Genomic DNA, 24709 nt, shown 5'->3' on the forward strand with positions numbered 1-24709 from the left:
ATCGCCAGTGAGCGAACAAGATAACGGCCTTCAACTGGCTGTGAACAATCTCGCCACTGAAATGCGGCGAGCGAATTACCTTAACGCCATCGGTATCGGCGGAGGCAATACCAAGCGCCCGACCCTCTATCAGGAGTTTGGCTACCCGCGAACCATTACCTTCCATGACTTTTACAACATGTACCGGCGCAACGCCGCAGGCTTCGCTGTTGTGCATCGTCTTCTGGATGGTTGCTGGCAGGACTACCCGGTCATTGTTGACGGTGATGAAGCGCAGAAAGCGGAAAAAACAAACGCCTGGGAAAAGAAAGTAACCAAGTTCATGAAGAAGTTGTGGCCGAAGGTGAAGGATGCTGATCGCCGCAATATGGTCGGGCGCTACTCCGCACTGCTGCTGCAGGTGAAAGATAACAAGCCATGGAGCGATCCAGTAGATACCAGTCTGGTGAAAACCCTGGGCGAGTCAGCGCTTGTAAAACTTATCCCGGCATGGGAGCCGCAGTTAACGGTCGCCGAATGGGATAACGATCGCCAGTCCGAGACCTTCGGCCAGCCGAAGATGTTCAACTTCAACGAGCAGCCGGTTGGAGACGAGGCTTTCGTCGGTCCTACGCGCGGTGAGCCAGTGCATCCGAGCCGGGTGATCCTGTTCTGCGAAGGCTCGGAAGATGACAACGTTCTGTCGGGAATCCCGCTGCTTGAGGCCGGATACAACAAAGGACTCGACCTTGAGAAGATTTCCGGCGGTGGCGCTGAGGGCTTCCTGAAGAATGCCAGCCGGCAGATCGCTGTCGAGTTCAGCAAAGAAACCGACATGGCCACCCTTGCCGACCAGGCGAAGAAAGCTGGTTATGCTGACCTCGGCGAAGCGATGGGCGATAAGGTCAACAAGCTTAACCGCGGCACAGATGCGGCGGCGGTTATGCAGGCCGGGCAGATGCACGTTCTGAGCGTGACACCCGGCGACCCTGGGCCGACGTGGGAGGTCACCGCGAACGAACTGGCGGCATCAGTTCAAATCCCTTTCACCATCCTGTTTGGTCAGCAGACCGGGCGCCTAGCGAGTGATGAGGATAAAACCGACTGGGCCATTCGCCGCAACACCCGCCGTAACGGCTTTCTGACTGACCGAATCACAGCCTTGCTGGAGCGCTTCTGGACCCTGGGCATTATCGATCCGCCGACAAATGGAGAGGTCACCATTTCATGGACTGACCTGCTTGCACCTGGCGAAAAAGAGAAAATCGAGAACGCTTCGAAACTGGCCGATATCGTCCAGAAAACCTCTGGATTCTACGGTGGCGAGCCGCCATTCACGGCCAACGAACTTCGCGAGATTGTAGGACTCGAGCCTCTGCCTGAGCCAAAGCAACCACCTAACCCGAATGACAAGGTGACAACCGATGATCCACTGGCCGATGACACCGGAGCAGACGGCAAAGGTGGGGCTGCCGATAGTTCCGCGCAGCAAGGTTGACCCGACTCGATCAGCGAAGCAGGTCAGCGCGATGTTCCGGGATATCGAGGAGCGGTATCTCGATATCAAGCGCGCTCTGAAATCGCTCTTCGACCAACGTCTGACCGGTAGAGAGCGAGAGGTTAACAGCCACAACTGGCATTTCCTGTGCCACGACCATGGCGAGGATGTTCGGCTCTACCAGGTAAACGCTGGCAAGTTCATCTACGACATGTCAGCGCAGGAGTTGGCCGACCTGCTCGAAGCGGTACAGTCCATTCTCGACGATTACCTGCTGGAAGGTGGCGAACAAAACCTGTGGGCGATGGATTACGTCGCCGCAGAGGCGCAGCGCGGAACGCTGGAGGCCTTCAACAACCTCTCGCAGCAGACGCAGGTGTACTCCAGCCAGACAACTCTCTCGCAACTTTTGAGTAGCCCAGGTTATCTGAACCAGATAGCGGAGGCCAGGCTTACAACGTTCAGTGACTGGAAGGTCATTAGCGACACCGCCCGCGGCGATCTGACCAACATCATTACCGATGCGGTCGCGCGCGGGGTGAATCCTCGCGAGACGGCCAGCGTCATCAGCAAGCGCCTCGATGTTTCGATGTCGAAGGCCAAGACCATCGCTCAGACTGAGCAGGTCGGTGCGCTGCGGCAGGCGCAATGGAACGAAACAGACTGGGCAGCGGATCGGCTTGGGCTGAATACCGGCCTGCTGTGGCTATCTGCGCTCAAGCCGACCACGCGCAGCTGGCACGCCAGCCGCCACGGCAAGGTATACACCACAGAAGAGGTGCGGGACTTCTACGCTGAGAACGGAAACCGGTACAACTGCTATTGCAGCCAGATTCCGGTACTGCTCAACGACGACGGTAGCATCTTCAATGAGGGGCTGGCAGATAAGTTGGCGAAAGAGCGAAAGGCATATAAAACTAATATCACTATCTATAGCTAGTCATTGTTGTGATATTGACTCAGAACTGGTGTTGTGTGATATTGGGTTTGAGCCAATAGAGTGGTTCATAACTTAATTCACAAAACATTAGGACATATTATGTCAAAACATCGTTTATCCGCTGCTCACACCGCTAAACTGATTGTTCTTAACGCCTATTATTACGGGCAAGAAAAGGACAAAAATATTTCGAGATATAAGATATCGAAAAACACTCTTCGCACAATGTCAGGTCGGAACTCAATTCGTACATCTTTCCTTTCTGAGCTTGACTATGAACTCGCAGAGTTGGGTTGGATGCTGGTTGAAAACCATGACGATGATTTATGCTTCATGGTAATGTCCACGACAGGAAATTGGGCAAAGCTTAGTTCTCGAAGATTGAGCACTCTGATAGATGAAGGTGCTGATAGTATTGATGAGGCTTATGAAACTCATATAGAGATCTAACACCAATAAATTTAGTAAAGGTCGCTCCGGCGGCCTTTTTTATTGCCAGAAATCCACCAATGAGGACCCAGCATGAAACGCAATCGCGTTAACGTGCTGACCGTCGTCAACTCCGCTTCAAACATCACCACTGAAACCATCGACGGCAAGCCACATATCGTGGTTCGCGGCATCACGCCTGTCGTGGACGATATCGTGATGAACCGGAAGTTGTACCCGGCAGCAGAAATCGAAAAGGCCTACAACACGCTTGAGCGTAACCCGATGCCGCTGGGCCACCCGAAGGTTGACGGCAAGCATGTGTCTGCTCGCGATGTCCGGGCGGTGAATGAATATCACGTCGGCGCATGGCTGCAGAACGTCAGCCACGAAGACGGGAAGGTGACGGGCGATATGTACGTTAACCGCCAGTACGCCGAGTCAAGCGAGAAGGGCAAGCGCCTGATTAACCGCCTTGATGAGATGATCGCCGGTACCAACTCAGAACCCATCCACATCTCCACAGGACTCCTGTATTCCGGCATTGCCGCTAATGGCGAGTCGAAGGGCAAGAAGTACAACGAGATCGCCACCAACATGATGTTTGACCATGTGGCGGTGCTGCTCGATGAGCCTGGCGCCGGAACTCCGGAAGAAGGCGTGGGCATCTTCGTCAACTCAGAAGGTCATGAGCAGCAGATCGAAGTTGCTCGCCTTGCTGATGGTATCGACTGCACCCGCGAAGGTCTGCTCAACAAGACAAAATTCTTCTTCACCAACGCCTCCAACTTCTCTTTTGACGACATTTCACGCGCCATCAGCGACAAGCTGCGTGAGGGTGACACAGAAGATAAGTGGCTATGGCCAGAAACGGTGTGGCCAGACAGCTTCATCTACCGCGATGACACCAGATACCTAAAGCAGAAGTACCTCATCGATGATGACGGCAAAGCCGTGTTCGTCGGCGAACCTGTAGAAGTCGTGCGCAAACCCATTGAGTACGAGATTAAAACCAACGGAGAGAACGATCCGATGAAAGAACTGATTATCAATGCGCTCCAAGCCGCGGGTAAGCCGACTGAAGGCAAGTCCGATGCCGAACTGATGGACGCTTACAACCAGATGAAGGCCGAAGAGGTCACCGCCAAGAAAAAGGGCGATGAAGAAATCGACCCGGCTACCGGCGCGCCCAAAAAGACGGAGCAGGCCGCCAACAATGAAGATATGCCCGCCTGGGCAAAAGCTCTGACCGATCAGGTTATGGCGCTTAACAGCAAGATCAACGCGAGCTCGGAAAGCGAGAAGAGCAACATGCGCGCAGCGGTAAAAGCCAAATTTGGCATGACCGATATCGCTGTCAACTCTCTGGACGGCGAGCCCCTGAAAGAACTGTTTGCTCAATGCCAGACTTCAACCGGCCTGAATGGCGCTTTCCGCCAGGCTACCAACACCCAATCAGTCAGCGAAATGCCGGAGTAAAAAATGGCTAAAGACGGAAAACATGTAATTCACGCCGGTGGCGTATTCCCTAATCCGCTGCTCAACCGTGAAGGCCGCGCCACCGCGGTCAAGCCCGGCACCCTGGGCTTCTTCGATGCTGGCGTCTTCAAGGTGTCGGTTGATGGTAGCGAGACAGCAATTATCTATGTCGCTGACTTCGATTATCTGCGCTGCAAAACAGTGGATGACACTTTTGCTGTAGATGATCTGCTGGTTGGCATCCATCCGCTGCCTGGCATGTTCCTGAACGTGCGCGCAGCCGCCGGTACTTACAAAAAAGGCGACGCTCTTTCAATCGTAAACGGCCAGGTTAAGAAGTGGGCCACCGGTGAAAACGATCGCTGCTATTGCGACGAAGAGCGCTCAATTACCGCCGCTGCTGGCGATCTCATTCGCGTAGTGATCAAGTAAGGAGTCACTGAATGCTTGTTTATTCTAAATCGCTGGGCGAAAAGACCGGCAACCTGGCCGTGAACCAATACCAGTTTGGTATGCTGAGTATGGAGCGTAATGCCGCGCTGAACCATCAGGGTGTCAACGTTATGCAGGAGATCGCCGACCGCCTTAATGCTGTTAACCATCTCAACGGCATCAACGCTGTTCGCTCACCTGCTGACCTGTACAAGGCCTTTGACCAGACCGTGCTGCGTCAATTCCAGCCGAACACTGAGTTCACACTGTTTAACGACCTGATGCCGCTGTCACGTTCGGTGCGCATCAATCAGACGGTGTATGAATACGCCAAGTCTGGCGGCCGCATGTGGGCTCATACCTCCATGTCAGGCCAGATCGGCGCTGCGCTGGATGCTGTGCAGTACCAGTACGACGGTACTATGGTTCCGGTGCACGATACAGGCTTCAAGTTCCACTGGCGTGAGCCTCGCCTGAACAACCCGGATGCGTTCGACATCATCTCTGACGCTCAGTTTGAGTCAACCAACGAAGTGCGCCGCCAGTATGTGGATTACATCTACAACGGCTATCGCGACGCGGAAGGTAACTACATCAAGTTCGACGATAAGACCTGGAAGGGTCTGAAGAACGACGAGCGTGTGGCGATGGTTGACCTGGGCGCATCTGGCCTGAATATCGACTTCACCAGTGCATCAGCCACTGCTGAGCAGATCCGTAACGCAGCAATTAAGCTGCGCGACACGCTCAAACTGACCAATAATCAGTACGCCGAGCAGACCTGGTACGTGTCGAGCACCATCATTTCCAACCTGGAGCGCTACTTCAGCGACAACTATCAGTCTGACACCATCCTGCAAGAGCTTCTGAAGTTGTCCGGCATTGCCGCGATTAAAGAAGACGCTCAGCTGACCGGTAACCAGATCCTGATTGTCCCGCTTACCGCTGGCGTGATTGCTCCGATTGTAGGCCAGGCTTTCGGCACCGTTGCCGATCCGCGTCCGTTCTACAACAGCGATTACATCTGGCGTACCTGGGGCGCAGCTGGGCTGATGGTTAAGACCGACATCAACAGCAAAAAATCAGTCATCTACGCACACAGCTAAGGGGCGGTAAATGGCACTGGTAAAAGTGATTAGCGATAACCTTTTCTCCGGTGCCAATCTCCAGAAACTGGAGGTTGGTGCTCAGGTTTCGGTAAGCGGCGATGTCGCTAAGCGTTGGGTAGCCGCTGGTCTGGTTGAAATCATTAGTGATGACGATCAGGTGCTGGAAGTGGCCACACCTGGCAATGATTCTGAAGAGCAGGCAGAGCAGCAGGAAGAATCTGCCAGCAAATCGAAGAAGGCGAAATAACCATGGCTGACCCAATCACAGCGGCAGACGTGCAGGCGTTCCTCGGTGAGTTGGGTTACGCCATCCCCGCCGCGCTGCTCGATCCGATTCTCTGCGTGGTGAACAAGATTATCCCGTGCCTTGATGGTGCGGGGTATGACGAATGCACGGCAAAGCTCATCCTGATGTATGCCTCTGCGCTCATGGCGACGTCTTCCGGCGCCAGGCGAATAAAATCGCAGGGGGCGCCATCAGGGGCGTCGCGCTCGTTCGACTACGGAGATGACGGCATTACCTGGCTGCGCGACTCGCTGGCGAAACTTGATACCAGTGGCTGCACCAGTGAACTTCCGATCAGCGCCGGCAACAGTGTGGGCCTGTTTCTGGTGGTCGGGGGCTGCTAATGGCGTGGGTTTCAGTTCAGCAACGGCTGCCGCGGACGTTTACCCGGGTGTGGGTGATCACCGATACCGGCGAGCAAACGACGGCGTACGTGAAAAGCGACGGCGAGTGGTTCATTAACTGCGACCGCATACGCACCACAGGCTCTGTTGTGTTGCGATGGAGGGATGACTGATGTCTTCGGTAGCTAATTGGTCATACACCGCGACGGCGACAATCTGGCGGCGTATACGCGATGCTGACGGTAGTGATACCGACGGCGGAGGTCAGCCGTATGGATGGGAACCGCCTATCGCTATCCTCTGCGACTACCAGGGCGGTCTCTCTGCAAAAATCGGTGACCTTGGCCGGGAGCTCGTTGTTAAAAACACGATATGGACCGAGTACGCAACGTCGCGGGAGGGAGATTACATCCTGATTGGCGCTTCGACCGATGCTGAACCGCCGGATGAGGCCGATGAGATTCGGCAGATCGTCCAGTTCGCAGATACTTTCGAGCGACTGGCGGACGATTTCGCACTTATAACGGGAGTCTGATTATGGGCGCTAAAGTTCGCGGCATCCGCCAGGCCAAGGCCAACCTCGATCGCATTATCAAAGACGTCCAGGGGCGTAAAGTCGTGCGGGCAATCCAGTCTGCGATGCTTATCGGCAGCGCGCAGGCAGCACTTTACACCCCGATCGATACGTCGACGCTCATCAACAGCCAGTTCCGCGAAATCATGGCTAACGGCACCAGGGTAACCGGGCGCGTTGGTTACTCCGCCAACTATGCGGTGTATGTTCACGACCCGGCAGTGAAACAGGACTTCCGGCGAGCAACGGCCCGCAAGGAGTTCTTAACGAAGGGCTTCGAGGACACCCGCAGCCAGATTGACGCGGTGATGAAGAAGGAGCTTTCGCTATGACCCCTCCGATGTATATGCGCCTCAAAGACCTGTTTGTGGCTGAGGGGCTTACCGCGGGGTTTAAGGTCCAGTGGCGGCAATGGCGCGACAACGGGAAAGACACGGACCAGTTCATCGTGTTCCGGCCTTCCGGCGGTACCAATATTGAGTACGACCGCGGCGGAGACTGGTATGTGATGGTTGATGTGATCTCCTCGAAGGCCAATCCCGATGCTGCTGACGCCGCGGTAAACGCCATTGTCGAGTATATCAGCGCGCAATCCGGCGCCGATGATTGCGTAGGCGCGCTACGGCTTGTCGGCAATGTCCCGGCTCCGATCCCCACCGAAGAGGGCAGATTAGTAACCCGGCTACTCGTCTCCTGCACATACGGCGAATAATCGTCAGAATCACCCATCAGGCTGCCATATGGCGGCCTTTTTTAATTGAGAGGCATACATGCAAGGCTGCGCTAATGACACCGGCAAGCTGATTGGTAAGGTGGCCGTGCTCCGCATGGCTTTTGGCTGTGCTGATACGGTTCCTGCGCTTTCCGAATGGAAGCGACTCGGCGCCATGACCACCAAGGGCTTCGACTACTCCATGAATACCGTCACCTCTGAGGCTGACGATACGAAAGGTATGGTTGAGAACCTGGTCAACAATATGGACGTCACCATCTCCGGAGAAGGAGAGTTCCGTAAAAAAGACAAGACGACTGAAGTTGGCGCTATTGCCATCTCGAAATATATTTTCGATGAGGTACAGGCTGGTCGTCAGCCGACAGTCTGGGTCCGCTTCGACTTCACTGGTGAAGACGCTGGCACTTATATCAGGGGCTACTTTAACACCACATCCTGGTCTGGTGATTTCGGCACCACGGATATTTCGACCTTCTCTGGGGAATGGAAAGTCTACGATGCCGATACTGTCGTCTTTGAAGTTGCCGGCCCGGCGCTGGCGTTCACCACCAACCTGCCGACGACCAAGAGCGTGACGGCCGGGTCGGCGCTGAATATGTCGGTAGTGGTTGAGGGTGGTACAGCGCCTTACACTTACGTCTGGAAGAAAGACGGCACGGTTGTCAGCGGGCAAACAACGGCGACCTTCAACAAGGCCAGCGCTGTTTCCGGTGATGCCGGGGCCTATACCTGTGAAGTTACCGATTCTTCCGCGACACCAGTCACGATCACTTCTGCATCCTGTGCGGTCACTATCAGTTAACTGCCAGACTATTTCGTGAATAGTACAAAGGGCGTTCTGCGCCCTTGATACTGTTTATGGAGCGACTATGACCCCGATTAAAGAATTAGGCGAATGCGTTATCGGTACCGGTGACCGGGAATTCTTTTTCCGGCCGTCGTTTCGCAACATGGCGCGAATCGGTGATCCAGAGGAAATTGTCCAGGCGTTCTATGACCTGTGCAATGACGAGGCGACACCATTCGCACAGCGCGCAGCTGAGGCCTATATCCGCGATGAGTACAGCCGACTTCCTGATTGCGTCCTGCGGTTTATGCAAAGCGGGCTCCTGTCACGCAAAGCGATCATGGCTGCTCACACGGTACTGACAGCATGTTGTGACGATGATATCGGCGATTTGGTTGGATGGATGAAGCCGGGGAAATCACGCAAGCGTGGCTTCGTCTGGCGCCCGGGCAGCATGCCGCCGGAAAGCATGGTCATCGTCGCGCAAAACCTGATGATGCACGGCATCATCGGCAAAGCGAAGGTGCGCAAGCTGCAGCGTTACGAAACGAATGAGACAACTGCAGAATTCCGCGCAGCCGACTACATCATGGCGGCCCGTAACCATTTCGGCATAAGCCGGGAAGAGGCTGAGAGCCTCACGATGACAGAGTTCGCCATGATGATTAACGCCAGATACCCAAATCAGAACGGCTTCACGCGCGAAGAGTACGACACGGTCATGGACGAAGACGATCGCCGCTGGCAGGCGATGATGGAGCAGGAACAAGCCCGTAAAACCAAATAAACCAGCCTCGGCATAGTCCGGGGCTTTTTTATACCCTCAACAAATCGCGCATTCGCGTGCGCTTCTTTCAGCAAGAGCTTTCCGTAGTGTGAGTCTGAGACTGGGCGGTGGATTTCATCGTTCCGCTCTTGGCTGCCCATGTCTACGCGAACAGGCTCGCACCACAGAAAGGTAAATACGATGAAATATCCAACCGTATCAGTGAACGGCGTCTCCGTTCGTGTCGATGGCGATGGTCGCTATAACTTCAACGATCTTCATGCTGCGGCAGTAGCAAAAGGGGAGGCAACTGAGTCGCAGAGGCCCAGTAAATTCCTCCGCAGCGCTCAGGTTAAAAGATTCATCAAAGCATTGCAGTCCAAAGCCCAAAAAAGTGCTTTGGAACAAATTCAACCACTTAAGGTAGTTAAAGGTGGGGATGAGCCTGGTGTCTGGGGAGTGGAGCTGCTTGCCATTCGCTATGCAGCATGGATTAAGCCCGAGTTCGAAATTGAGGTGTATGAGGTATTTCGGACGGTTGTTCGTATGGGCATTGGAGCAATGTCCCGCCTGAACAAAATCGATCATATCATCAACACTGAAACCAAAGCGATTAGCCAGTGTGCTAGCCAGATGGCGAAATGGGGAGTCGGCGGACGTAAGCAGCTACTGCATGCAGCGCGGGATCGGGCCGCCGATGAAATGCAGTTGTATTTGCCTGGAATTTATTGAATAAAACAGGCCCGTTAATGAACGGGCCTTGAATATCTGATTACCATTTCACGGTCAGATGCTTTCCACCTAATTGAGCAAGTTTTAACATTAGCTCAGGGTGCATACCCTTTACTGTTAGATGCCCACCTGACTTCACTACAATAGACATTAACTCCTCAAGCAGATCAGGGTGATATGAATCATTAGATATATCGATATGTACGCCAGTGGTTGCAATGGTAGTCAATAATTGAGGGTGCGGCATGCTGTATCCTTAGTTTTAGTGTGTAGGCTTTTCAGATTAGTGTATCAAGTGAAAGAAAACATCCTGATAAACGATCAGGTGGTTTTGGCGTACACCTGTCTGCCAAAGATACCAAATGATGATTGTCTGCGTTAACATCCCCTCGTGAAAACGATTCTTAAAGTTGATATTCATGGCATCATTGGTTATATTAACCCTAGCTTTAGGCCAGCGATACTGGGGCTCGGTGGAGTTTTAAGTGCGCAGCTATTTTGGCTACTCGTCCTCGTGGTTCTATTCATATTTTTTGTTACAAAGAATTGTCTAGCAACGGTTAGTAATGAGGAAAAGGAGAAGCTTATGAAAAAAAATACTTCAGTTTGGGTTTTATCATTTTTTGACGCAGCATCAGCAGCAATGATGGGGCTTGTAGTCAATACAGTAAGCGGCTCAATTCCGCTGACCTAAAGCAATATACTAAACCCGCCGTTTAGCGGGTTTTTGCTATTTGGTACAACTTCATTGCCCGAGTAGCTTTGATAACCCGGCAGTCGTCACGGCTTGCACCACAGTTTTAATGGCTTCCGTCGACATTTCGCCGAGAGTCGACTTGGCTTTTTCCTTCTGTTCGTCGTTCATGTTTGAAATGGCGATCAGGTCTTCGAGGATGATGACCGCATCCTGGTGGAACTTAATGGTTTGTACGTTCAGAATTGCGCCCAAACCGCCGTCATCGCGAATGAAATCTATGCCTTTGCTGGTGATTTTCGTGAAAGAGTCCATTACAGATGGCAGTCGTCGACCTATTTCATTGCTAAGTCTTATCTCAATGAGTCCGTGACCAGCAAGATAAAGTAAGTTGGCAGTAAAGATATTAATGCCTCCAAATTTTTCTGAAAACTCCTTTGAGAAGCTACTGTCGGCAGATTCTGGGTAAATGTCGCAGAGGCGTTGGAGTAGCTCTCGCTGGATGGTGCGGTCAAACTTATCCATGTTGATTCCTTGTTTCGGGTTTACGCTACAACCTACTCTGAAAGCGCGCCGCCGAACATCCTGATAAACGATCAGGCTTTTGTCGTTCCCTCCTATCCCTGCTAATCTGTCCAAAACTAACCAGTGGGGATAGGGATATGACAGAAGAAGAGTGGCTCGAAGGTCTTCGTGGGCTGCCTGATGATGTGATTTTAAAGATCCACTTTGACCTTCAAGAGAAAATTAAGAAGCACTATAAACTGCGCGATTCTGGCAAGAACCTCGAGAAGGCAATTCATTACTGCCAACAGCAAATAGCCCTTGCCCCATTAGCTATGTCTGCCATGAAGAAAAATCCTGGCATGTACGATAATGGGCAATTCTTTGCTCCTGGACATCATGGTTACAGACAATACGCGACGATCCTCAAGAAGCAGAAGGACGCAGCCGGCCTGGATGCTCTCCTTAAAAAGAAAAAGGCGGAAGGATGGGCAGACTAAAGATGTTTGGTTTGCTACGATTTTCTTACTTTTACTGATGGGGATAGGGATATGAGGTGTTTTGTTGCGCTTATTTTTTTAATGGCATCTGGCGTGGTTGTGGCGAATGAAAAGCTTTTTTGTGAGTTTGCAGTTGGGGAGCTGTCCTCATCGCCAGCTCTTCTCATTAAAGGCAATGCTAATGTGATGTTCGACGGAAAATCTTTTACAGCATATAGAACAGACGGTTCTTATATAGTAAGCCCACCGCTGACTGAAAAGAAAGACGGTATGATTTTCGTTGATGATAAAACAAAGGTATTTGCCGCTAGCCAGGACAAATCTAACTTTGCAGTATCAGATAGGATAAAAAAAACCATAGAGCAATGGTCTAAATGCGAAGTAGATAAGGCGTCAGCTCAGCAAAAACAAGCAGAAGATGAAATTAGGGTAGTCGAAAGCCTTTCTGGAACCAAAGCCAAAGATTTCTTTATGAAAGAAAAACATGCCTTCACTACCAATTGCTTGGTATGGGAGGATGTTACAATGATCACTGGCCGCTATCCCGCCATGGTAATCGCAGGAAGTGTTATGATGGGTAAAAATCCTCGCTGGGATGGAAGAGAATACTCATTCTCCTTCAATAACGGATCGATGGTAGCAAGGTTTGTACCATCTGAGCCGATACATAAATTCGTCATGCAAGCCGGTGATAAGTTTTATGGTTGTGGGCCATCAATGGTAGACCATAATTACGATTAAGGAAGAAGTAGTAACAAGACGAAAACATAACCTCGCTCCGGCGAGGTTTTTTATTGCCTGGAGAAAAGCAAATGGCTGAGAACGCTGGCAGCATTTATTACGATATTGAAATGGATGTGCAGGGGCTTCTCGTAGCTCAACAACGCGTTAATCAGCGCCTGGACCTGATTGAGCGCGGTTTCGACAGCACAACACGCGCCGTCAATAACACTGAGCGCTCTATGTCCAGCCTGTCAGGCGTAGCCGTTGCTTTGGCCGCAGCTCTTTCTGTAAAGCAAGTTTCCGAATATGCAGATGCCTGGGCAACTGTAAATAACAAGCTGGCTAACTCACTGCGGCCTAACGAGCAACTTGCTGATGTAACAGAACGCGTATTCAACATTACTCAGCAAACTCGCAGTAGTTTAGATGCAACGGCATCCCTCTACGCAAGACTGGAAAGGGCAACCAGGCAGTATGGGACCAGCGCAGATGATCTGGCGAAGTTAACCACAATCATAAACCAAGGGTTCGTTGTATCAGGTGCCACGGCGCAAGAGGCCGAGAACGCGATTATTCAGTTGTCGCAGGGCCTTGCTTCTGGAGCTTTACGCGGCGAGGAATTCAACTCTGTAAACGAACAGGGTAACCGTCTTATTGTCGCTCTTGCTGACTCCATGGGAGTTAGCATCGGCGAAATGCGGAACATGGCTGCGCAGGGCAAGTTAACAACCGACGTGGTTGTTAATGGGCTTCTATCCCAAGGAGCAGTGATCGGAAAAGAGTTCGCCAATACAACGACGACGATCAGTCAGGCACTGCAGGTGGCTGGTAACAACGTAACTAAATTCTTTGGCGAAAACTCTACCGTTAAAACTGGTACCGCTATTTTTAATGATGCAGTTGTGACTGCCAGTGAAAACATTGGCGTTCTGAGCGCTGCATTAACTGCTGCAGCAGCAATTATGGGAAGCCGGTATTTCGGCGCATTGACAATGTCTGCCGCCTCTCAGATCCAGTCTGCCTTGGCAGCCCAGCGTCAGGCCACTGCCAATGCCCAAGCCGCTCAGTCTGCGCTAATTGCTGCTACGTCAGTGAAGAGAAAAGCGGTTGCAAACAAAGAGGCGGCTTTGTCTTCCCTTGCCTTAGCGCAGGCAGAATATAATGTGGCCAAGGGTAGCGCAGCTGAAATGCTTGCGCTGGATGCGTTAGTTGCAGCTAAATCAAGAGCAAGTGCAGCATCATTGTCTTTAGCGCAGGCAGAAACTGCACAAGCCGCGGCATCTGCACGAGCGGCGGCTGCAGCAAGTGCTGCCTCGGTAAGTATAGGCCTTGCTCGTGGAGCTCTTTCTTTGATTGGCGGGCCCGGTGGCGCTGCCATGCTGGCAGCATCAGCCATTTTCTACTTCTGGCAGAAAGCTCAACAAGCCAGAGAGGAGGCGCTCCGCTTTGCCGATAGTCTGGGCAAAGTAAACGCCTCAATGAAGGCGATGAATAATACCCAGCTCAGGGGCACCATCGCCGATGCTAACGAGTCTATTAGAGCGCAAAAAGATGAAATTTCTGATCTGCAGGCAGAGGTTGACTCTTTAAGTTCTAGATATCGTAATTTCACCCCAGAAGCTCAAGCTGTAGCTGAATCATTGGGCCAAGGAGCTGATTTTGCCCGTCAGCAGGCTGAGGTTTCTGACCAGTTAGCCAAGAAATCAAGGAATCTTGCCAACGCTCAAGATAAGTTGGCGCAAACTCAGGAAACTGCGGCTGAAGCCAACAGAACATTAACAAACAACATGCTCACTTCAATGGGTGTGCATGATGGGCTGATCCAAAAGGGTTGGTCACTTGAGCAGGTGCAGATCGCGGTTGCGAAGGCTTTCGGCAACACTGCTGATGAAATAAACCGAGCAAATCAGGCAGGACAAAACTTCAACCCCAAAGCGCTGCAGGTTTCTCCTCCTACAGCTGATGGCGACAAAGTAATTCTTAACCTCGAAGAGCAGAACGAGTTACTGAAAATTCAGGATGAACGTCAAAGAGCAGTGACTAAAGCCAGGATGCAGGCGGCGAAGGTTACTGACAACCCAAATCAGATATCAAAAGCTGGCGATCTGGCTGGAGAAAACTACGACCTTCAGAAAGCAGAAGAAGCCCGCCAGGAGGCTCAGAGAAAGGGAGAACAGCAAGATAAACGTTCAGCCTCAGCCGCAGAATCGGTATCACAAAAACTTGAACAGCTTCGGCAGAAAGCCATGCTCGCAGCTGATTCTTCTCAAGAACTATCGCGAGAACAGTCCATACTCTCCGCTCAGCAGTCTCTGGGCAAGGGCGCCACGCAGGAGCAAATTGCTCTGGCCGGGAAATATGCCGCTCAGGCATACGATGTTGCCGCCGCCATTAAGGCTCAGCAAAAAGCAGAGAAGGACAAGCAGGATACTGAAAGCGCTTATGCCCAGGTAAGACAGGCGGCATCACCTGTGGTCGCAGTGGATGACCAGTTTCAGAAGCAAATCGCTTCCCTGAATGCCTATGCCACGCTTTACCCGCAGAAAATTGCTGAGGTCGAAGCGACTCGCGCCCAGATTGAGGAGCAGTACCGCCAGAAGCGGCAGGAGGCCATGTGGCAGGAGCTCAGCCAGCAGAGTCTCGGCTATAACATGCTGACGAGTGCGGTGGATGCGTTTAGCGGGAATGCCTCCAATGCAATCACCGGTCTGCTAACCGGCACAATGTCAGCACAGGAGGCGATGCGGTCGCTAGGTAACACCATCCTGAACAGCGTGATCAACAGCATTGTTCAGGTTGGCGTCGAAGCGCTGAAAAACTACATCCTCGGTCAGACGCTCGGTGCCGCATCGGTGGCGACATCCGTCGGACTGGCGGCAACTACCGCTTCCGCCTGGGCTCCTGCGGCCGCGATGGCATCGCTCGCCTCATTCGGTGCTAACGCTGGCCCGGCTGCAGCTGGTATCAGTTCGACAGTTGGGCTTGCCAGCGGGCTTGCGCTTGCCGGCGCTCGCTACAACGGCGGCCCGGTATCAGCTGGCGGCCTGTATCAGGTCGGCGAGAAAGGTAAGCCAGAGATTTACCAGGCCAGCACCGGCAAGCAGTACATGATCCCTGGCGATAACGGGAAGGTCATCAGCAATAAGGATATGCAGTCAGGAAGAGGGATCAGCGTGCAGGTGAACGTCATCAACCAGTCTACCGGTGCCACCGTTCAGAGTGCCAACGGCTACATGCAGGACGGTAGCGCAGTTGTGGACTTGCTGATCACCGACATGGAAAGAGGCGGCCCGGTATCCTCTCAGATGCAGCAGACATTTGGACTAAGCCGCAAAGCGCAAGGTGCTTACTAAACCCAACCCGCTTCGGCGGGTTTTTTTATGCCCGGAGGAAACGTGGCAACAGTTCAATACCCTCCGTTCCTGCCGCTTCCCCAGCGCGCCGATCAGAACATGACGCAGGATACAGCCTGGCAGACGACGCAGACGGCGGTCGGTCCATTGATAATCACGCCGATTACCACGGACCTGAAAGCAACCTGGACGCTGCAGTGGATATTCACGCTTGCTCAAGCCGAGCGGTTTAAGTCATGGCTGCGATCGCCGACCTACTGCGACCGCGGGCGCAACTGGTTCCAGATGCCGATCGACCTGGGTGATACGCAGGGCGTTCAGCAGCAGACGCTGCATTTCGTCGACATGCCAGTGCAGACCAGCAAGAACGGCAGCGTCGTCACCTGGACCGCAACGGTTATCAGTAACGGTATCGAGGACATTACTGAAGATTACGACGACTGGATTGTCGAGGCGCAGCCGGGCTACGGATACTGGCTGGATTATCTGATCACCGAAGTGATGCCGAGGGCTGACTGATGCCAACATTAAGAGAATGGAAAGAGCGGCGGCCGGCAAGCGATATCAAACAGACGGTGGAGTTTTATCACCCTGCGTTTGGTTATTACCGTGTGGTCAATAACCTGTTCCGTCCGGCGACTTTTGGCGGAAACTCATTCGAGCCTGCGCGGTTCAGCGTGACCGAGCCGGCGCAGGACGGAACGGCGGTCATATCCATGACGATCACTTTTGTCGCCGCGACGGAGCATGTCCGGCAGACACTGAAAAGCTGGCGCGGGGCGGCGCGCATGACGCCGATAAAGTGCCTGTATCAGCAGTGGAATGCGATCGGTGACACTACATCCCTGAAAGACTGGACGCTTTACGTGAACGACATTTCAGCCGATGCCAGCAACGTCACCGTGACCGCCGGAAAGACTAACCCGCTGACGCTGGCCAACTCCATCATTTACACCACGAAAGACTATCCCGGGCTAATCACCGTATGACACAGAGCGACTTTATCGGGCTTGTTAACGGCAAGCCCTGGGCTAATCGCGCCTGCAGTTTTGAGCAGATGGACTGCTGGGGCCTGGTGGTTCTCTATTACCGGCATGTGCTCGGCCTGGAGCTGCATCACATCGCTGGCTACGAATCGGGCGCGGATTTCATCACCTGCTACGAACAGGAGCGCGCCCACTGGCGGCGTGTGCCGGTGGCGGCCACCGGATGCATCGCCATTTTTTACCGCGGCGAAGTGCCGGCGCACATCGGGGTAATGATTAGCCCGGTGAAATGCCTGCATTCCCGCGGCGAATTCGGTTTCGTACGCTGCGACAGCCCGCTGGCCTTACTGAGGGTTTACAGCAAAGTGGAGTACATGGTGCATGGTTCGATATGAATTGCAGCGACTGCCCGGCGCGCCGAAGCAATCAGGAACGGTAGAGACTGGAACCGCACTGGAGAGCCTTCTGGATTCTCTGCAGTTACACCGCGATGTTATCGTGAAACTGAATGGCCGAGCGCTGCCTGACGATTACGACATAAGCCGGCCACTGCGATCTGGCGACGTGGTGGCTGTCTTCGACCAGCCAGAGGGCGGGGTGGGAAAGCTAATCACCACGATATTGCGTCCGGTCACGAAAATCCTCTCCGGCGCGCTGAAGGTGTTCGGCCTGTCAAATAAGCCCAGCGCGTCAGTATCGGTGGCGACGGGCGAATCCCCCAATAACGACCTGACCGGCCAGACAAACCGCGCGCGACTCTACAAGGGGCGTCCGAACATTTACGGCCAGTGCCGCGTCTTTCCTGACCTGATTCAGGAGGCGCTGTTCGAGTTCGTCGACAATAACAAACAACTCACGGAGTGGTTTGAAGTCGGTTACGGCCGGTACACCATTTCTTCGATCCGCTACTCGGAATCGAACCTAGGCAGCCTGGCGGGAGCCAGCTCTGCGATTTATAACCCGGGTGACGTGATCGGCACGATTGAGGTGGGGTATCAGTTCGATGACGTCGATAACGAGACCGTGCCGGGACTGAATGAAAGCGAGGATTTCCCGGCCCAGACTGCAACTACGACGGCGCCGACATCGGTGGCGATCGAGAGTAATCAGCTAAAGGCTGTCGTTCTGTCGAACGATGACAACTTTGCCTACTTCGCTGCGCTGGCGGTGCCGCATCCTGTGTCATTCGTCATCAACGCCACCTGGAACGACGGTGGCGCAAGCGTCACAAGGAACGTCACTGGCGCTGGTAATATCATCTCCTCGGAGAGCTTTATCGGCGACGATACGCTGTCGTACACGACGTTCTATATTGGTGAGCTCTCCGGAGAGATTACGTCTCTGCCGGGCAATGCGGTTATCAACGCGACGTTGTTCACACTGAACGATCAGACGCCACTTGTTATCGGGCCGTCAGTGTCGCCGATCGTGTCCACTCAGGTCTGGGTGCATGTGTTGGTTCAGCTCGGTGCGACGGCCGGCACAACGCAATACCGGATCAAGTTCTGGCAGGTCGATGACGACAACAATCAGGTGCCGGGTACATCCGAGCAGCACGATTACTTCTTCGATAACAACTTCCAGGTGACGATCCGGTATTTCCGCACAACGCACAAGTTCGTCCCGGCTGCCGGGGCGGGGCGCTATGCGGTCACTATCGAGCGCCTCGACAACAGCAATGACGCCAACGTCGTGACTCTGATGGCGATCCACGCGGTGAACGTACGCGAAAACGTCGTGTATCCGGAAGACACGATTGCCCGCATCACGATCAAAGGCTCGAACGACAGCAACAGCAACCGCGAGCAGAAGTACAATATGCTGGCGCAGCGGCATACCATCAGCTACGACCGGACAACCGGCGCGGTTGATTACACGCTGCGGCCGAGTCGCTCGTTTGCTGATGCAATCCTGCATGAGTGGGTGGTTGTCGGTAAACAGGCCGTGGCCAGTATTGACGTCGCGGCTCTTTATGCCATTGCAGACTCACTGCCAGATGCTCAGCTTGGGTATTTCGATTACACCTTCTCGGATGAGAAACAGCCGTTGGGTGAGCGCATAGCGACGATCGCCAATGTGGCCCGCGTTGACGGTAACAATATCGGCGATGTGCTGACATTCTGGCGTGATGAGAAAGTGACAAATCCCGATGCGGTATTTGCGCGCTCAAACATGTTCTGGGATGAATATAAACTTTCGTGGAAAATGTCTCTACCCGGTGGTTATGACGGCGTGGCGCTGGATTACGTCGACCCGCTGACGAACAAGAAGGCGTACATCTACCTGCAGATCGACAGCAGCGGCATTACCGAGGTTGAGGATGCCACTGTTAACGCGATGCAGATCAGCCTGGACGGCTGCCGCAACGCCATTCAGGCAACCGATCGGGCCTGGCTTGAGTCGAGGAAAATCCTTTACTCACGCCTGACCATGACGGTGAAAGTGCTGGAGTCGACGCAGGTTGTTCGCGGTACGGTGGTTCAGTGTCCTGACATGTACGACAACACCCAGCAAACAGGCTATATCACCGGGCGCTCCGGGGATGTGTTCTCGACGTCAGAGCGCATCGACTTTTCTCTCGGAGATATGTGGGTGGTGATGACCGACAGCCTCGGTAATTACCGCGGGCGCTGGCGAGCCTATCCGGTAAGCGGCAAAGCCCAGGCATTTCAGGCTGCAGCCGATACCTTCGATTTGAACATTTATGACCGCAGCACGGTGCAAAACCCCAGCCGGTATTTCATCGCTACCGACTCGGAGCTGAACTCCACAATCTGGCGCGTCGATAGCGCCAAACCTAACGGTGACGATACTCAAACGCTATCCCTGACTGAGTATTCAGACTCGATTTATCTGTAACACACAGCAGTAATTACCAACCTTCGCGCACACCATCAGATTCACTTCTGAGGGTTTCGTGCGCCTTTTATAGGGCGACATGCACAATGGCAGAAGTACCGTTACCAACTCCCACCGACAACCAGGTACCAAGCACTGATATTCGGGACACAGTTTATGCTGGCGCCATGCTGGATAAGGTTGTCACCAGTACCGACCTGAAATACACCGATCGCCTGGGCGGTGAGCACTACACCGTAGATGGTATCAAGGCGGAAGGGGATAAAGTCGTTGAAGAAACGCGGCAGAACCTGATCCCTCTTAGCCGGCAGTATATGACACTTGCGGCAGCGCAGGCAGACATTGCTAATATACCAGTCAATTCAGCTATATATGTTCGTAATGCTGATGGCACATCTTTGGCGGATGAATACATTAACAACTCCGGTATATTGACTGCGACTGGTCGAAAAATGCCATCACAGCAAATGTTGGATGCCGTATCGGAAACTGCAAATGATTCGAGTGATTTTCTGGCTACTGCTCAGACCGGGTTATATTTTGGTAATAATGAAACAATACCTTTAGTTATAGACAGTAGTAATAGACTAATACTCGGCTATGACTCTCATAAAGACGAGGTTATTGGGGCTGGTATGATCACCAGCGAAAGGGCGAAATCAATCAGCGATAGCGCAATTGATGAGCGAGAGGCAAATGGAAATACTGGTTTGTATGTTGGTTCAGGCACTATCATTCCTTTAATGATTGATGGCAACAATAGACTAATACTTGGCTATGATGCAGAAAAAGACTCTGTTGTTGGCGCGGGATTGAACCAGTCCACAATTACCCCAGAGAGGAAACCGCTTCCATTAGAATTAAGACCAATAGCAAAGGCTGTTAACCATACATTAGGGTATGGTCAATCACTTTCTATTGGAGCCACTGCAACAACAATTATTTCTAGTTCGCAGCCGTATTCAAATATTACTTTTTCAACCGGTCCTCGGGCAGCAAATAACGATGTTTCATCGCAAAAACCTCTTGTGGAAGATAATACCAGCCCTGCACCTGACGGCGGCACTAATCGCGGAGAAACATTCTGCTCGGGAATGGCTAACTACGCCCTAACGCTAGCAGCCATTGATAATGGAATCATTCCATCTACACACGTTATTTTTGCCAGCACCGCAGGTAAGGGGGGGACTAAACTTGCAAACCTGATTAAAGGTACAGCCTGGTATAATGATCACTTCCTGCTGCATGTGACTGGTCAGTATGCCTTGAACCATGACTCTGCGGTGCATATCATTCCGATTGCTCAGGGGGAGACCGATCTTGACCAGTCGCCGCCTACGACTGCTGCCGCATGGCGCGCTATGGCTGAGCAATTCCAGATTGATGCTGAGTCAGATATTAAGGCTGTTAATGGGCAGACAAGTCCGGTTTTTGTTCAATTTAGCCAGTGTTCATACAAGGCCGCACTTAGTCCAAATATCTGCCTGTCTCAACTGGATTTGGTTCAAAAAAATAAAAAATTCAGGCTTGCTACTCCGCAGTACCATCTGCCTCGGGCAGCAGATGGTACACATCTTACTAGCGTTGGCTATAAATGGGATGGGGCATATAGAGGAAGAGATTACAAGGAGTTAATGTTTGATGGTATTGAGTCTTTATATATCAACCCAGTCTCTGCTACGCTCAGGGGTAACGTTTTAACGTTGAAGTTTGATCGCATAAGGGTTCTTCCCTTGAGGCTAGATAACGAAAATCTGGCAGCAACAACAGATTATGGATTTCGTGTTAACGACTCAAATGGAAAAGTTAATATAATGTCATCAAGGGGTGCCGATGATACCATAGTTTTTGAGTTAGCAACCATACCAGTCGGGAATACTGTTGTCAGGTATGCTCTTGACTATCTGGGGGAAGGTTTGAATATAGTAAACGGTGCATCAGGCAACCTTCGTGACAGTGATACTTCTTTTATCACTATCAACAATGTCAATTACCCTATGTTTCAGGTGGCTCCTCACTTCGAACTTCAAGTTATTAAGGTTGGTGAATAATGTCTAGTTTTGTATTGCGGATAAATGCATTTAGTAGTGATACATCTATGCCAATTATTAATGAATCTGACTTATCATTTAATCAATTGCCACCTGTTGAAAGTGATGCGTGGGAGTTTTTTGCTCTGGATGGCACTGACTCATCATTGATAGGAACTTTAAATAATCGCGCCTTAACCAAGCAAAACACAGTTACATCAGGTGATAATTTCTTTACTCTTGCTATTGGGAGCAATGTTAAAAATGCTCTTGTTAGCACATTTGCGGATAGCCGCATACAAACCCAGGCATTAGTCATCCGTTTCCCTTCGCTGCCGACCAACTCCTTACAAATTCCGTTCATTGCTGGCGCCATGAATAACAGCGCGGGTTCAGGACTGTATCTTGATCCAGGCTCTTCATTATCATTGCGGCGGCAGTTCAGGCCATCAATAACTGCATCAGAGCAACCGTATGCATCCCTGGCTAACAAATGGATATTTGTGGCATTGTCAGAGAATGGTGATGGCTCTCATATGGATAGCACTCTGTTCTGCTCAAACGGAACAACTTCGCCATACTCGGTAGAGCGTACAGATGCTATTGCGAAAGTTCTGGCATCAACTGGTATCGGTGTTGGCCATGTAAACTATGTCACGCCAGCAGAACGGCCAACAATTAACATGGATGTGGCAGAGTATGCCATTTTTGATACGGCGAAATCTCCCTCTGATCTCATTCAGATGTATAACCGCGCAAAGAGACGGATGGCAGACAGGGGGATAACATTGTCATAATGCCATGTAATTTATGTAATTTTTAAAATACCGACCAAAAGAATTGATCTGTTTTCACATAAAAACTACTGTATATAAAAACAGTATTTATCGGAGGGCAGATCATGCTTCGACAGTCAGACATCGCCGCGGCTTTCCGCGAGTCCATTTTGCGCAGTTCCAAGGGGTTCCAGTACCTTCACACCCGAGACTTCGTTACCGCACTGCGCCGGCGTGGCATCCACTTTTCCGAGGTGGAGGCGAACTCCTGGATCGCACGCGAGCAGACGTATTTCGTCGATAAGACGCCGGACCATAGTGAAAACAGGCTGTGGATGATGGCCAACATGGGGAGGGTGATCTAATGGGATTCCCTTCACCCGCGACGGACTACGTAGAACAGCGCCTGTCCGTTAACTCGATCTGCAATGTCGGGCCTAACACCCGCGTTTTCGAAAGGGATGGCGGTTATGTTGTCGTAGATATTGGGCTTAAACCCAGGCAGGGAAGCCAACTCATTATTCTACACGATGGCAGATCTGAGCTTGCAAAGCTGATGGGGCGATCGCTGATCACTGAAGACGGCGAAGCTATCGAAGGTGAGGCTCTGGATGATGTTGCTGTCGCCGGCGTCGTGACGCATATCATTTGTGATGTGCGAAGCGATAGCCTGGCGGTTTAACAATGAAAGAGTGGTGCGCACCGTAACTACAACAAGTATGTCCGCGGTTATGGTGCGATACCTTGCCCATTGAGTAAACGGCCAGTGTTCATTTCTGGATAGCTGCTCGCAAAAAATAGAAATAGGATCGTTTAAGGGCGACCATTCTGAACAATGTGTACTTATATGTGTCCTTTTTTGAATGATCGCCTATTATAACAACCATTAACCATCTGTATTTATTGATTAAATACTTAAGGCTAAAATACTTTCTTATAAGGCTTAACAGAGACCTGGCGGTAGACGCCAGCCGCAATATACGGATCATCATTGGCCCAGGACTGCGCCGCTTCCAGCGACTCAAACTCGGCAATCACCGTTGAGCCGCTGAACCCTGCTGCGCCCGGTTCGTTGCTGTCAACGGCCGGCATTGGCCCGGCGGTAAGCAGCCGGCCTTCATCGTGTAAGAGTTGCAGACGCGCGAGATGCGCAGGGCGAACCGAGAGCCGCTTTTCCAGAGAATCGGCGATATCTTCAGCGTAGATAACGTAAAGCACGGCAAAGCTCCTTATCAATAATCAGGCGAATTACGTTAAGTTAAACCGCCCTGGACTGCAATGCAAAGATGCATACCGGTGTCGAATGCGCTGCCGACGCGGCTTTTTTCTGCAAATGGTGGCAAAAATTGACTCAGGTTAAGACGCCTTATTGAATATGATTGCTATTTGCATTTAAAATCGGAGCATCATTTTTCAACAGAAACGACTATGAGCGCAATGACCCTTGATTTACCTCGCCGCTTCCCGTGGCCAACGCTGCTGTCCGTGGCTATCCACGGTGCCGTTGTGGCGGGGCTGCTTTATACCTCGGTACATCAGGTTATTGAACAGCCTTCTCCGACGCAGCCGATTGAGATTACGATGGTCGCGCCGGCCGATCTTGAACCGCCCCCGGCGGCACAGCCAGTCGTGGAGCCCGTTGTCGAACCTGATCCTGAGCCGGAACCCGAGGTGGTGCCTGAACCGCCGAAAGAGGCGCCGGTGGTGATCCATAAACCGGAACCGAAGCCGAAGCCTAAACCCAAACCGAAACCCAAGCCGGAGAAAAAGGTTGAGCAGCCGAAGCGGGACGTGAAGCCGGCAGCAGAGCCGCGTCCGGCCTCGCCGTTTGAAAACAACAACACGACGCCAGCGCGCACCGCGCCAAGCACCTCGACCGCGGCCGCCAAACCCACCGTTACTGCCCCGAGCGGCCCGCGGGCGATCAGCCGTGTCCAGCCGACCTATCCGGCCCGCGCCCAGGCGCTGCGCATCGAAGGGACGGTACGGGTGAAGTTTGACGTGACGCCAGATGGCCGAATCGACAACCTACAGATCCTCTCTGCCCAGCCGGCCAATATGTTTGAGCGCGAAGTGAAAAGCGCGATGCGCAGATGGCGTTACGAGCAGGCAAGACCGGGAACCGGCGTGACGATGACTATCAAATTCCGTCTGAGTGGGGTCGAGATCAACTGATAATGCGTTGCGGCGGACCCC

General features: G+C 52.3%; 29 protein-coding genes. 26 read left to right on the forward strand and 3 right to left on the reverse strand.

Annotated elements, in window-relative coordinates:
• Positions 1–7 precede the first annotated feature (7 nt).
• From R0140_RS10620 to R0140_RS10685, 14 genes are all read left to right on the forward strand, one after another.
• Positions 8–1477, forward strand: a complete 1470-nt coding sequence (locus tag R0140_RS10620) for a DUF1073 domain-containing protein (protein ID WP_317704019.1) — start codon at positions 8–10, stop codon at positions 1475–1477.
• Positions 1404–2417 carry a phage minor head protein gene (locus R0140_RS10625; RefSeq protein ID WP_317704020.1) on the forward strand — a complete coding sequence of 338 codons (1014 nt, stop codon included), beginning with the start codon at positions 1404–1406 and terminating at the stop codon, positions 2415–2417. Before R0140_RS10620 ends, R0140_RS10625 begins: the two co-directional genes overlap by 74 nt.
• A gap of 99 nt (positions 2418–2516) precedes the next feature.
• Positions 2517–2867, forward strand: a complete 351-nt coding sequence (locus tag R0140_RS10630; protein ID WP_049185996.1) for a hypothetical protein — start codon at positions 2517–2519, stop codon at positions 2865–2867.
• Positions 2868–2939: 72 nt separating this feature from the next.
• Entirely contained in the window at positions 2940–4325 is a 1386-nt protein-coding gene (locus R0140_RS10635; RefSeq protein WP_048291439.1) for a DUF2213 domain-containing protein, read from the forward strand.
• A 3-nt stretch (positions 4326–4328) separates the two neighbouring features.
• Positions 4329–4757, forward strand: a complete 429-nt coding sequence (locus R0140_RS10640) for a hypothetical protein (protein WP_004151271.1) — start codon at positions 4329–4331, stop codon at positions 4755–4757.
• 11 nt (positions 4758–4768) lie between these two features.
• On the forward strand, positions 4769–5863 hold the full coding sequence (locus R0140_RS10645) for a major capsid protein (protein ID WP_080935597.1): 1095 nt from the start codon (positions 4769–4771) through the stop codon (positions 5861–5863).
• 10 nt (positions 5864–5873) lie between these two features.
• On the forward strand, positions 5874–6113 hold the full coding sequence (locus tag R0140_RS10650; protein WP_317704021.1) for a hypothetical protein: 240 nt from the start codon (positions 5874–5876) through the stop codon (positions 6111–6113).
• A 2-nt stretch (positions 6114–6115) separates the two neighbouring features.
• Positions 6116–6496, forward strand: a complete 381-nt coding sequence (locus R0140_RS10655; protein ID WP_080935598.1) for a DUF7370 family protein — start codon at positions 6116–6118, stop codon at positions 6494–6496.
• A gap of 172 nt (positions 6497–6668) precedes the next feature.
• On the forward strand, positions 6669–7031 hold the full coding sequence (locus tag R0140_RS10660; RefSeq protein ID WP_317704022.1) for a hypothetical protein: 363 nt from the start codon (positions 6669–6671) through the stop codon (positions 7029–7031).
• Between the two features lie 2 nt (positions 7032–7033).
• Entirely contained in the window at positions 7034–7402 is a 369-nt protein-coding gene (locus R0140_RS10665; RefSeq protein WP_057216421.1) for a hypothetical protein, read from the forward strand.
• Entirely contained in the window at positions 7399–7782 is a 384-nt protein-coding gene (locus R0140_RS10670; RefSeq protein ID WP_023342739.1) for a phage tail termination protein, read from the forward strand. The genes R0140_RS10665 and R0140_RS10670 overlap by 4 nt, the downstream gene beginning before the upstream one ends.
• Positions 7783–7840: 58 nt before the next feature.
• Positions 7841–8605 (forward strand): immunoglobulin domain-containing protein, encoded by a 765-nt coding sequence (locus R0140_RS10675; protein ID WP_317704023.1) that lies wholly within the window; start codon positions 7841–7843, stop codon positions 8603–8605.
• A 67-nt stretch (positions 8606–8672) separates the two neighbouring features.
• Positions 8673–9377 (forward strand): DUF6246 family protein, encoded by a 705-nt coding sequence (locus R0140_RS10680; RefSeq protein WP_317704024.1) that lies wholly within the window; start codon positions 8673–8675, stop codon positions 9375–9377.
• Positions 9378–9557: 180 nt separating this feature from the next.
• Positions 9558–10088 (forward strand): KilA-N domain-containing protein, encoded by a 531-nt coding sequence (locus R0140_RS10685; RefSeq protein WP_317704025.1) that lies wholly within the window; start codon positions 9558–9560, stop codon positions 10086–10088.
• Between the two features lie 40 nt (positions 10089–10128).
• Here R0140_RS10685 and R0140_RS10690 read toward each other — a convergent pair whose 3' ends face one another.
• Both R0140_RS10690 and R0140_RS10695 read right to left on the reverse strand, forming a co-directional pair.
• Positions 10129–10335 (reverse strand): hypothetical protein, encoded by a 207-nt coding sequence (locus tag R0140_RS10690; protein WP_080899557.1) that lies wholly within the window; start codon positions 10333–10335, stop codon positions 10129–10131.
• 498 nt (positions 10336–10833) lie between these two features.
• Complete coding sequence (locus R0140_RS10695) at positions 10834–11307, reverse strand: hypothetical protein (RefSeq protein ID WP_279841199.1); 474 nt, start codon at positions 11305–11307, stop codon at positions 10834–10836.
• Positions 11308–11444: 137 nt separating this feature from the next.
• Here R0140_RS10695 and R0140_RS10700 point away from each other — a divergent pair, with 137 nt between their 5' ends.
• From R0140_RS10700 to R0140_RS10750, 11 genes are all read left to right on the forward strand, one after another.
• Positions 11445–11786: a hypothetical protein gene (locus R0140_RS10700; protein ID WP_087833409.1), complete on the forward strand. Its 342-nt coding sequence runs from the start codon at positions 11445–11447 to the stop codon at positions 11784–11786.
• A gap of 270 nt (positions 11787–12056) precedes the next feature.
• Complete coding sequence (locus R0140_RS10705; RefSeq protein WP_317704055.1) at positions 12057–12527, forward strand: hypothetical protein; 471 nt, start codon at positions 12057–12059, stop codon at positions 12525–12527.
• Positions 12528–12598: 71 nt separating this feature from the next.
• Positions 12599–15862, forward strand: coding sequence for a tape measure protein (locus R0140_RS10710; RefSeq protein WP_317704026.1), 3264 nt, complete (start codon positions 12599–12601; stop codon positions 15860–15862).
• 42 nt (positions 15863–15904) lie between these two features.
• Positions 15905–16381, forward strand: coding sequence for a hypothetical protein (locus tag R0140_RS10715; protein WP_031590297.1), 477 nt, complete (start codon positions 15905–15907; stop codon positions 16379–16381).
• Positions 16381–16851 carry a hypothetical protein gene (locus R0140_RS10720; RefSeq protein WP_004178860.1) on the forward strand — a complete coding sequence of 157 codons (471 nt, stop codon included), beginning with the start codon at positions 16381–16383 and terminating at the stop codon, positions 16849–16851. The genes R0140_RS10715 and R0140_RS10720 overlap by 1 nt, the downstream gene beginning before the upstream one ends.
• A complete protein-coding gene (locus tag R0140_RS10725) occupies positions 16848–17243 on the forward strand; it encodes an NlpC/P60 family protein (protein ID WP_317704027.1) in 396 nt (131 codons plus the stop codon). Before R0140_RS10720 ends, R0140_RS10725 begins: the two co-directional genes overlap by 4 nt.
• Positions 17230–19707 (forward strand): MoaD/ThiS family protein, encoded by a 2478-nt coding sequence (locus tag R0140_RS10730; RefSeq protein WP_317704028.1) that lies wholly within the window; start codon positions 17230–17232, stop codon positions 19705–19707. The genes R0140_RS10725 and R0140_RS10730 overlap by 14 nt, the downstream gene beginning before the upstream one ends.
• An 86-nt stretch (positions 19708–19793) precedes the next feature.
• Positions 19794–21758 carry a hypothetical protein gene (locus tag R0140_RS10735; RefSeq protein WP_317704029.1) on the forward strand — a complete coding sequence of 655 codons (1965 nt, stop codon included), beginning with the start codon at positions 19794–19796 and terminating at the stop codon, positions 21756–21758.
• Positions 21758–22534, forward strand: coding sequence for a hypothetical protein (locus tag R0140_RS10740; protein ID WP_129059566.1), 777 nt, complete (start codon positions 21758–21760; stop codon positions 22532–22534). Before R0140_RS10735 ends, R0140_RS10740 begins: the two co-directional genes overlap by 1 nt.
• Positions 22535–22638: 104 nt before the next feature.
• Positions 22639–22878: a hypothetical protein gene (locus R0140_RS10745; RefSeq protein WP_021518677.1), complete on the forward strand. Its 240-nt coding sequence runs from the start codon at positions 22639–22641 to the stop codon at positions 22876–22878.
• Complete coding sequence (locus R0140_RS10750) at positions 22878–23195, forward strand: S24/S26 family peptidase (RefSeq protein WP_049124925.1); 318 nt, start codon at positions 22878–22880, stop codon at positions 23193–23195. The genes R0140_RS10745 and R0140_RS10750 overlap by 1 nt, the downstream gene beginning before the upstream one ends.
• A gap of 239 nt (positions 23196–23434) precedes the next feature.
• Here the strand turns inward: R0140_RS10750 and R0140_RS10755 are convergent, their stop codons facing one another.
• Positions 23435–23731, reverse strand: coding sequence for a YciI family protein (locus tag R0140_RS10755; protein ID WP_008804420.1), 297 nt, complete (start codon positions 23729–23731; stop codon positions 23435–23437).
• Between the two features lie 210 nt (positions 23732–23941).
• Between R0140_RS10755 and tonB the strand changes: the two genes are divergently transcribed.
• The gene (gene tonB / locus R0140_RS10760; RefSeq protein WP_022065331.1) at positions 23942–24688 is read left to right on the forward strand and encodes a TonB system transport protein TonB; all 747 of its coding nucleotides are present in this window, start codon (positions 23942–23944) and stop codon (positions 24686–24688) included.
• Positions 24689–24709: the final 21 nt, after the last annotated feature.

Source organism: Klebsiella sp. w6, assembly GCF_033100215.1.
Lineage (GTDB): Bacteria > Pseudomonadota > Gammaproteobacteria > Enterobacterales > Enterobacteriaceae > Klebsiella > Klebsiella variicola.

What these genes read in the sequence shown, in the direction of transcription:
- R0140_RS10625 (WP_317704020.1), top strand. Translation starts at nt 1,404, where the DNA reads ATGATCCACTGGCCGATGACACCGGAGCAGACGGCAAAGGTGGGGCTG.
- R0140_RS10630 (WP_049185996.1), top strand. Translation starts at nt 2,517, where the DNA reads ATGTCAAAACATCGTTTATCCGCTGCTCACACCGCTAAACTGATTGTT.
- R0140_RS10635 (WP_048291439.1), top strand. Translation starts at nt 2,940, where the DNA reads ATGAAACGCAATCGCGTTAACGTGCTGACCGTCGTCAACTCCGCTTCA.
- R0140_RS10640 (WP_004151271.1), top strand. Translation starts at nt 4,329, where the DNA reads ATGGCTAAAGACGGAAAACATGTAATTCACGCCGGTGGCGTATTCCCT.
- R0140_RS10645 (WP_080935597.1), top strand. Translation starts at nt 4,769, where the DNA reads ATGCTTGTTTATTCTAAATCGCTGGGCGAAAAGACCGGCAACCTGGCC.
- R0140_RS10650 (WP_317704021.1), top strand. Translation starts at nt 5,874, where the DNA reads ATGGCACTGGTAAAAGTGATTAGCGATAACCTTTTCTCCGGTGCCAAT.
- R0140_RS10655 (WP_080935598.1), top strand. Translation starts at nt 6,116, where the DNA reads ATGGCTGACCCAATCACAGCGGCAGACGTGCAGGCGTTCCTCGGTGAG.
- R0140_RS10660 (WP_317704022.1), top strand. Translation starts at nt 6,669, where the DNA reads ATGTCTTCGGTAGCTAATTGGTCATACACCGCGACGGCGACAATCTGG.
- R0140_RS10665 (WP_057216421.1), top strand. Translation starts at nt 7,034, where the DNA reads ATGGGCGCTAAAGTTCGCGGCATCCGCCAGGCCAAGGCCAACCTCGAT.
- R0140_RS10670 (WP_023342739.1), top strand. Translation starts at nt 7,399, where the DNA reads ATGACCCCTCCGATGTATATGCGCCTCAAAGACCTGTTTGTGGCTGAG.
- R0140_RS10675 (WP_317704023.1), top strand. Translation starts at nt 7,841, where the DNA reads ATGCAAGGCTGCGCTAATGACACCGGCAAGCTGATTGGTAAGGTGGCC.
- R0140_RS10680 (WP_317704024.1), top strand. Translation starts at nt 8,673, where the DNA reads ATGACCCCGATTAAAGAATTAGGCGAATGCGTTATCGGTACCGGTGAC.
- R0140_RS10685 (WP_317704025.1), top strand. Translation starts at nt 9,558, where the DNA reads ATGAAATATCCAACCGTATCAGTGAACGGCGTCTCCGTTCGTGTCGAT.
- R0140_RS10690 (WP_080899557.1), bottom strand. Translation starts at nt 10,335, where the DNA reads ATGCCGCACCCTCAATTATTGACTACCATTGCAACCACTGGCGTACAT.
- R0140_RS10695 (WP_279841199.1), bottom strand. Translation starts at nt 11,307, where the DNA reads ATGGATAAGTTTGACCGCACCATCCAGCGAGAGCTACTCCAACGCCTC.
- R0140_RS10700 (WP_087833409.1), top strand. Translation starts at nt 11,445, where the DNA reads ATGACAGAAGAAGAGTGGCTCGAAGGTCTTCGTGGGCTGCCTGATGAT.
- R0140_RS10705 (WP_317704055.1), top strand. Translation starts at nt 12,057, where the DNA reads ATGATTTTCGTTGATGATAAAACAAAGGTATTTGCCGCTAGCCAGGAC.
- R0140_RS10710 (WP_317704026.1), top strand. Translation starts at nt 12,599, where the DNA reads ATGGCTGAGAACGCTGGCAGCATTTATTACGATATTGAAATGGATGTG.
- R0140_RS10720 (WP_004178860.1), top strand. Translation starts at nt 16,381, where the DNA reads ATGCCAACATTAAGAGAATGGAAAGAGCGGCGGCCGGCAAGCGATATC.
- R0140_RS10725 (WP_317704027.1), top strand. Translation starts at nt 16,848, where the DNA reads ATGACACAGAGCGACTTTATCGGGCTTGTTAACGGCAAGCCCTGGGCT.
- R0140_RS10730 (WP_317704028.1), top strand. Translation starts at nt 17,230, where the DNA reads ATGGTTCGATATGAATTGCAGCGACTGCCCGGCGCGCCGAAGCAATCA.
- R0140_RS10735 (WP_317704029.1), top strand. Translation starts at nt 19,794, where the DNA reads ATGGCAGAAGTACCGTTACCAACTCCCACCGACAACCAGGTACCAAGC.
- R0140_RS10740 (WP_129059566.1), top strand. Translation starts at nt 21,758, where the DNA reads ATGTCTAGTTTTGTATTGCGGATAAATGCATTTAGTAGTGATACATCT.
- R0140_RS10745 (WP_021518677.1), top strand. Translation starts at nt 22,639, where the DNA reads ATGCTTCGACAGTCAGACATCGCCGCGGCTTTCCGCGAGTCCATTTTG.
- R0140_RS10750 (WP_049124925.1), top strand. Translation starts at nt 22,878, where the DNA reads ATGGGATTCCCTTCACCCGCGACGGACTACGTAGAACAGCGCCTGTCC.
- tonB (WP_022065331.1), top strand. Translation starts at nt 23,942, where the DNA reads ATGAGCGCAATGACCCTTGATTTACCTCGCCGCTTCCCGTGGCCAACG.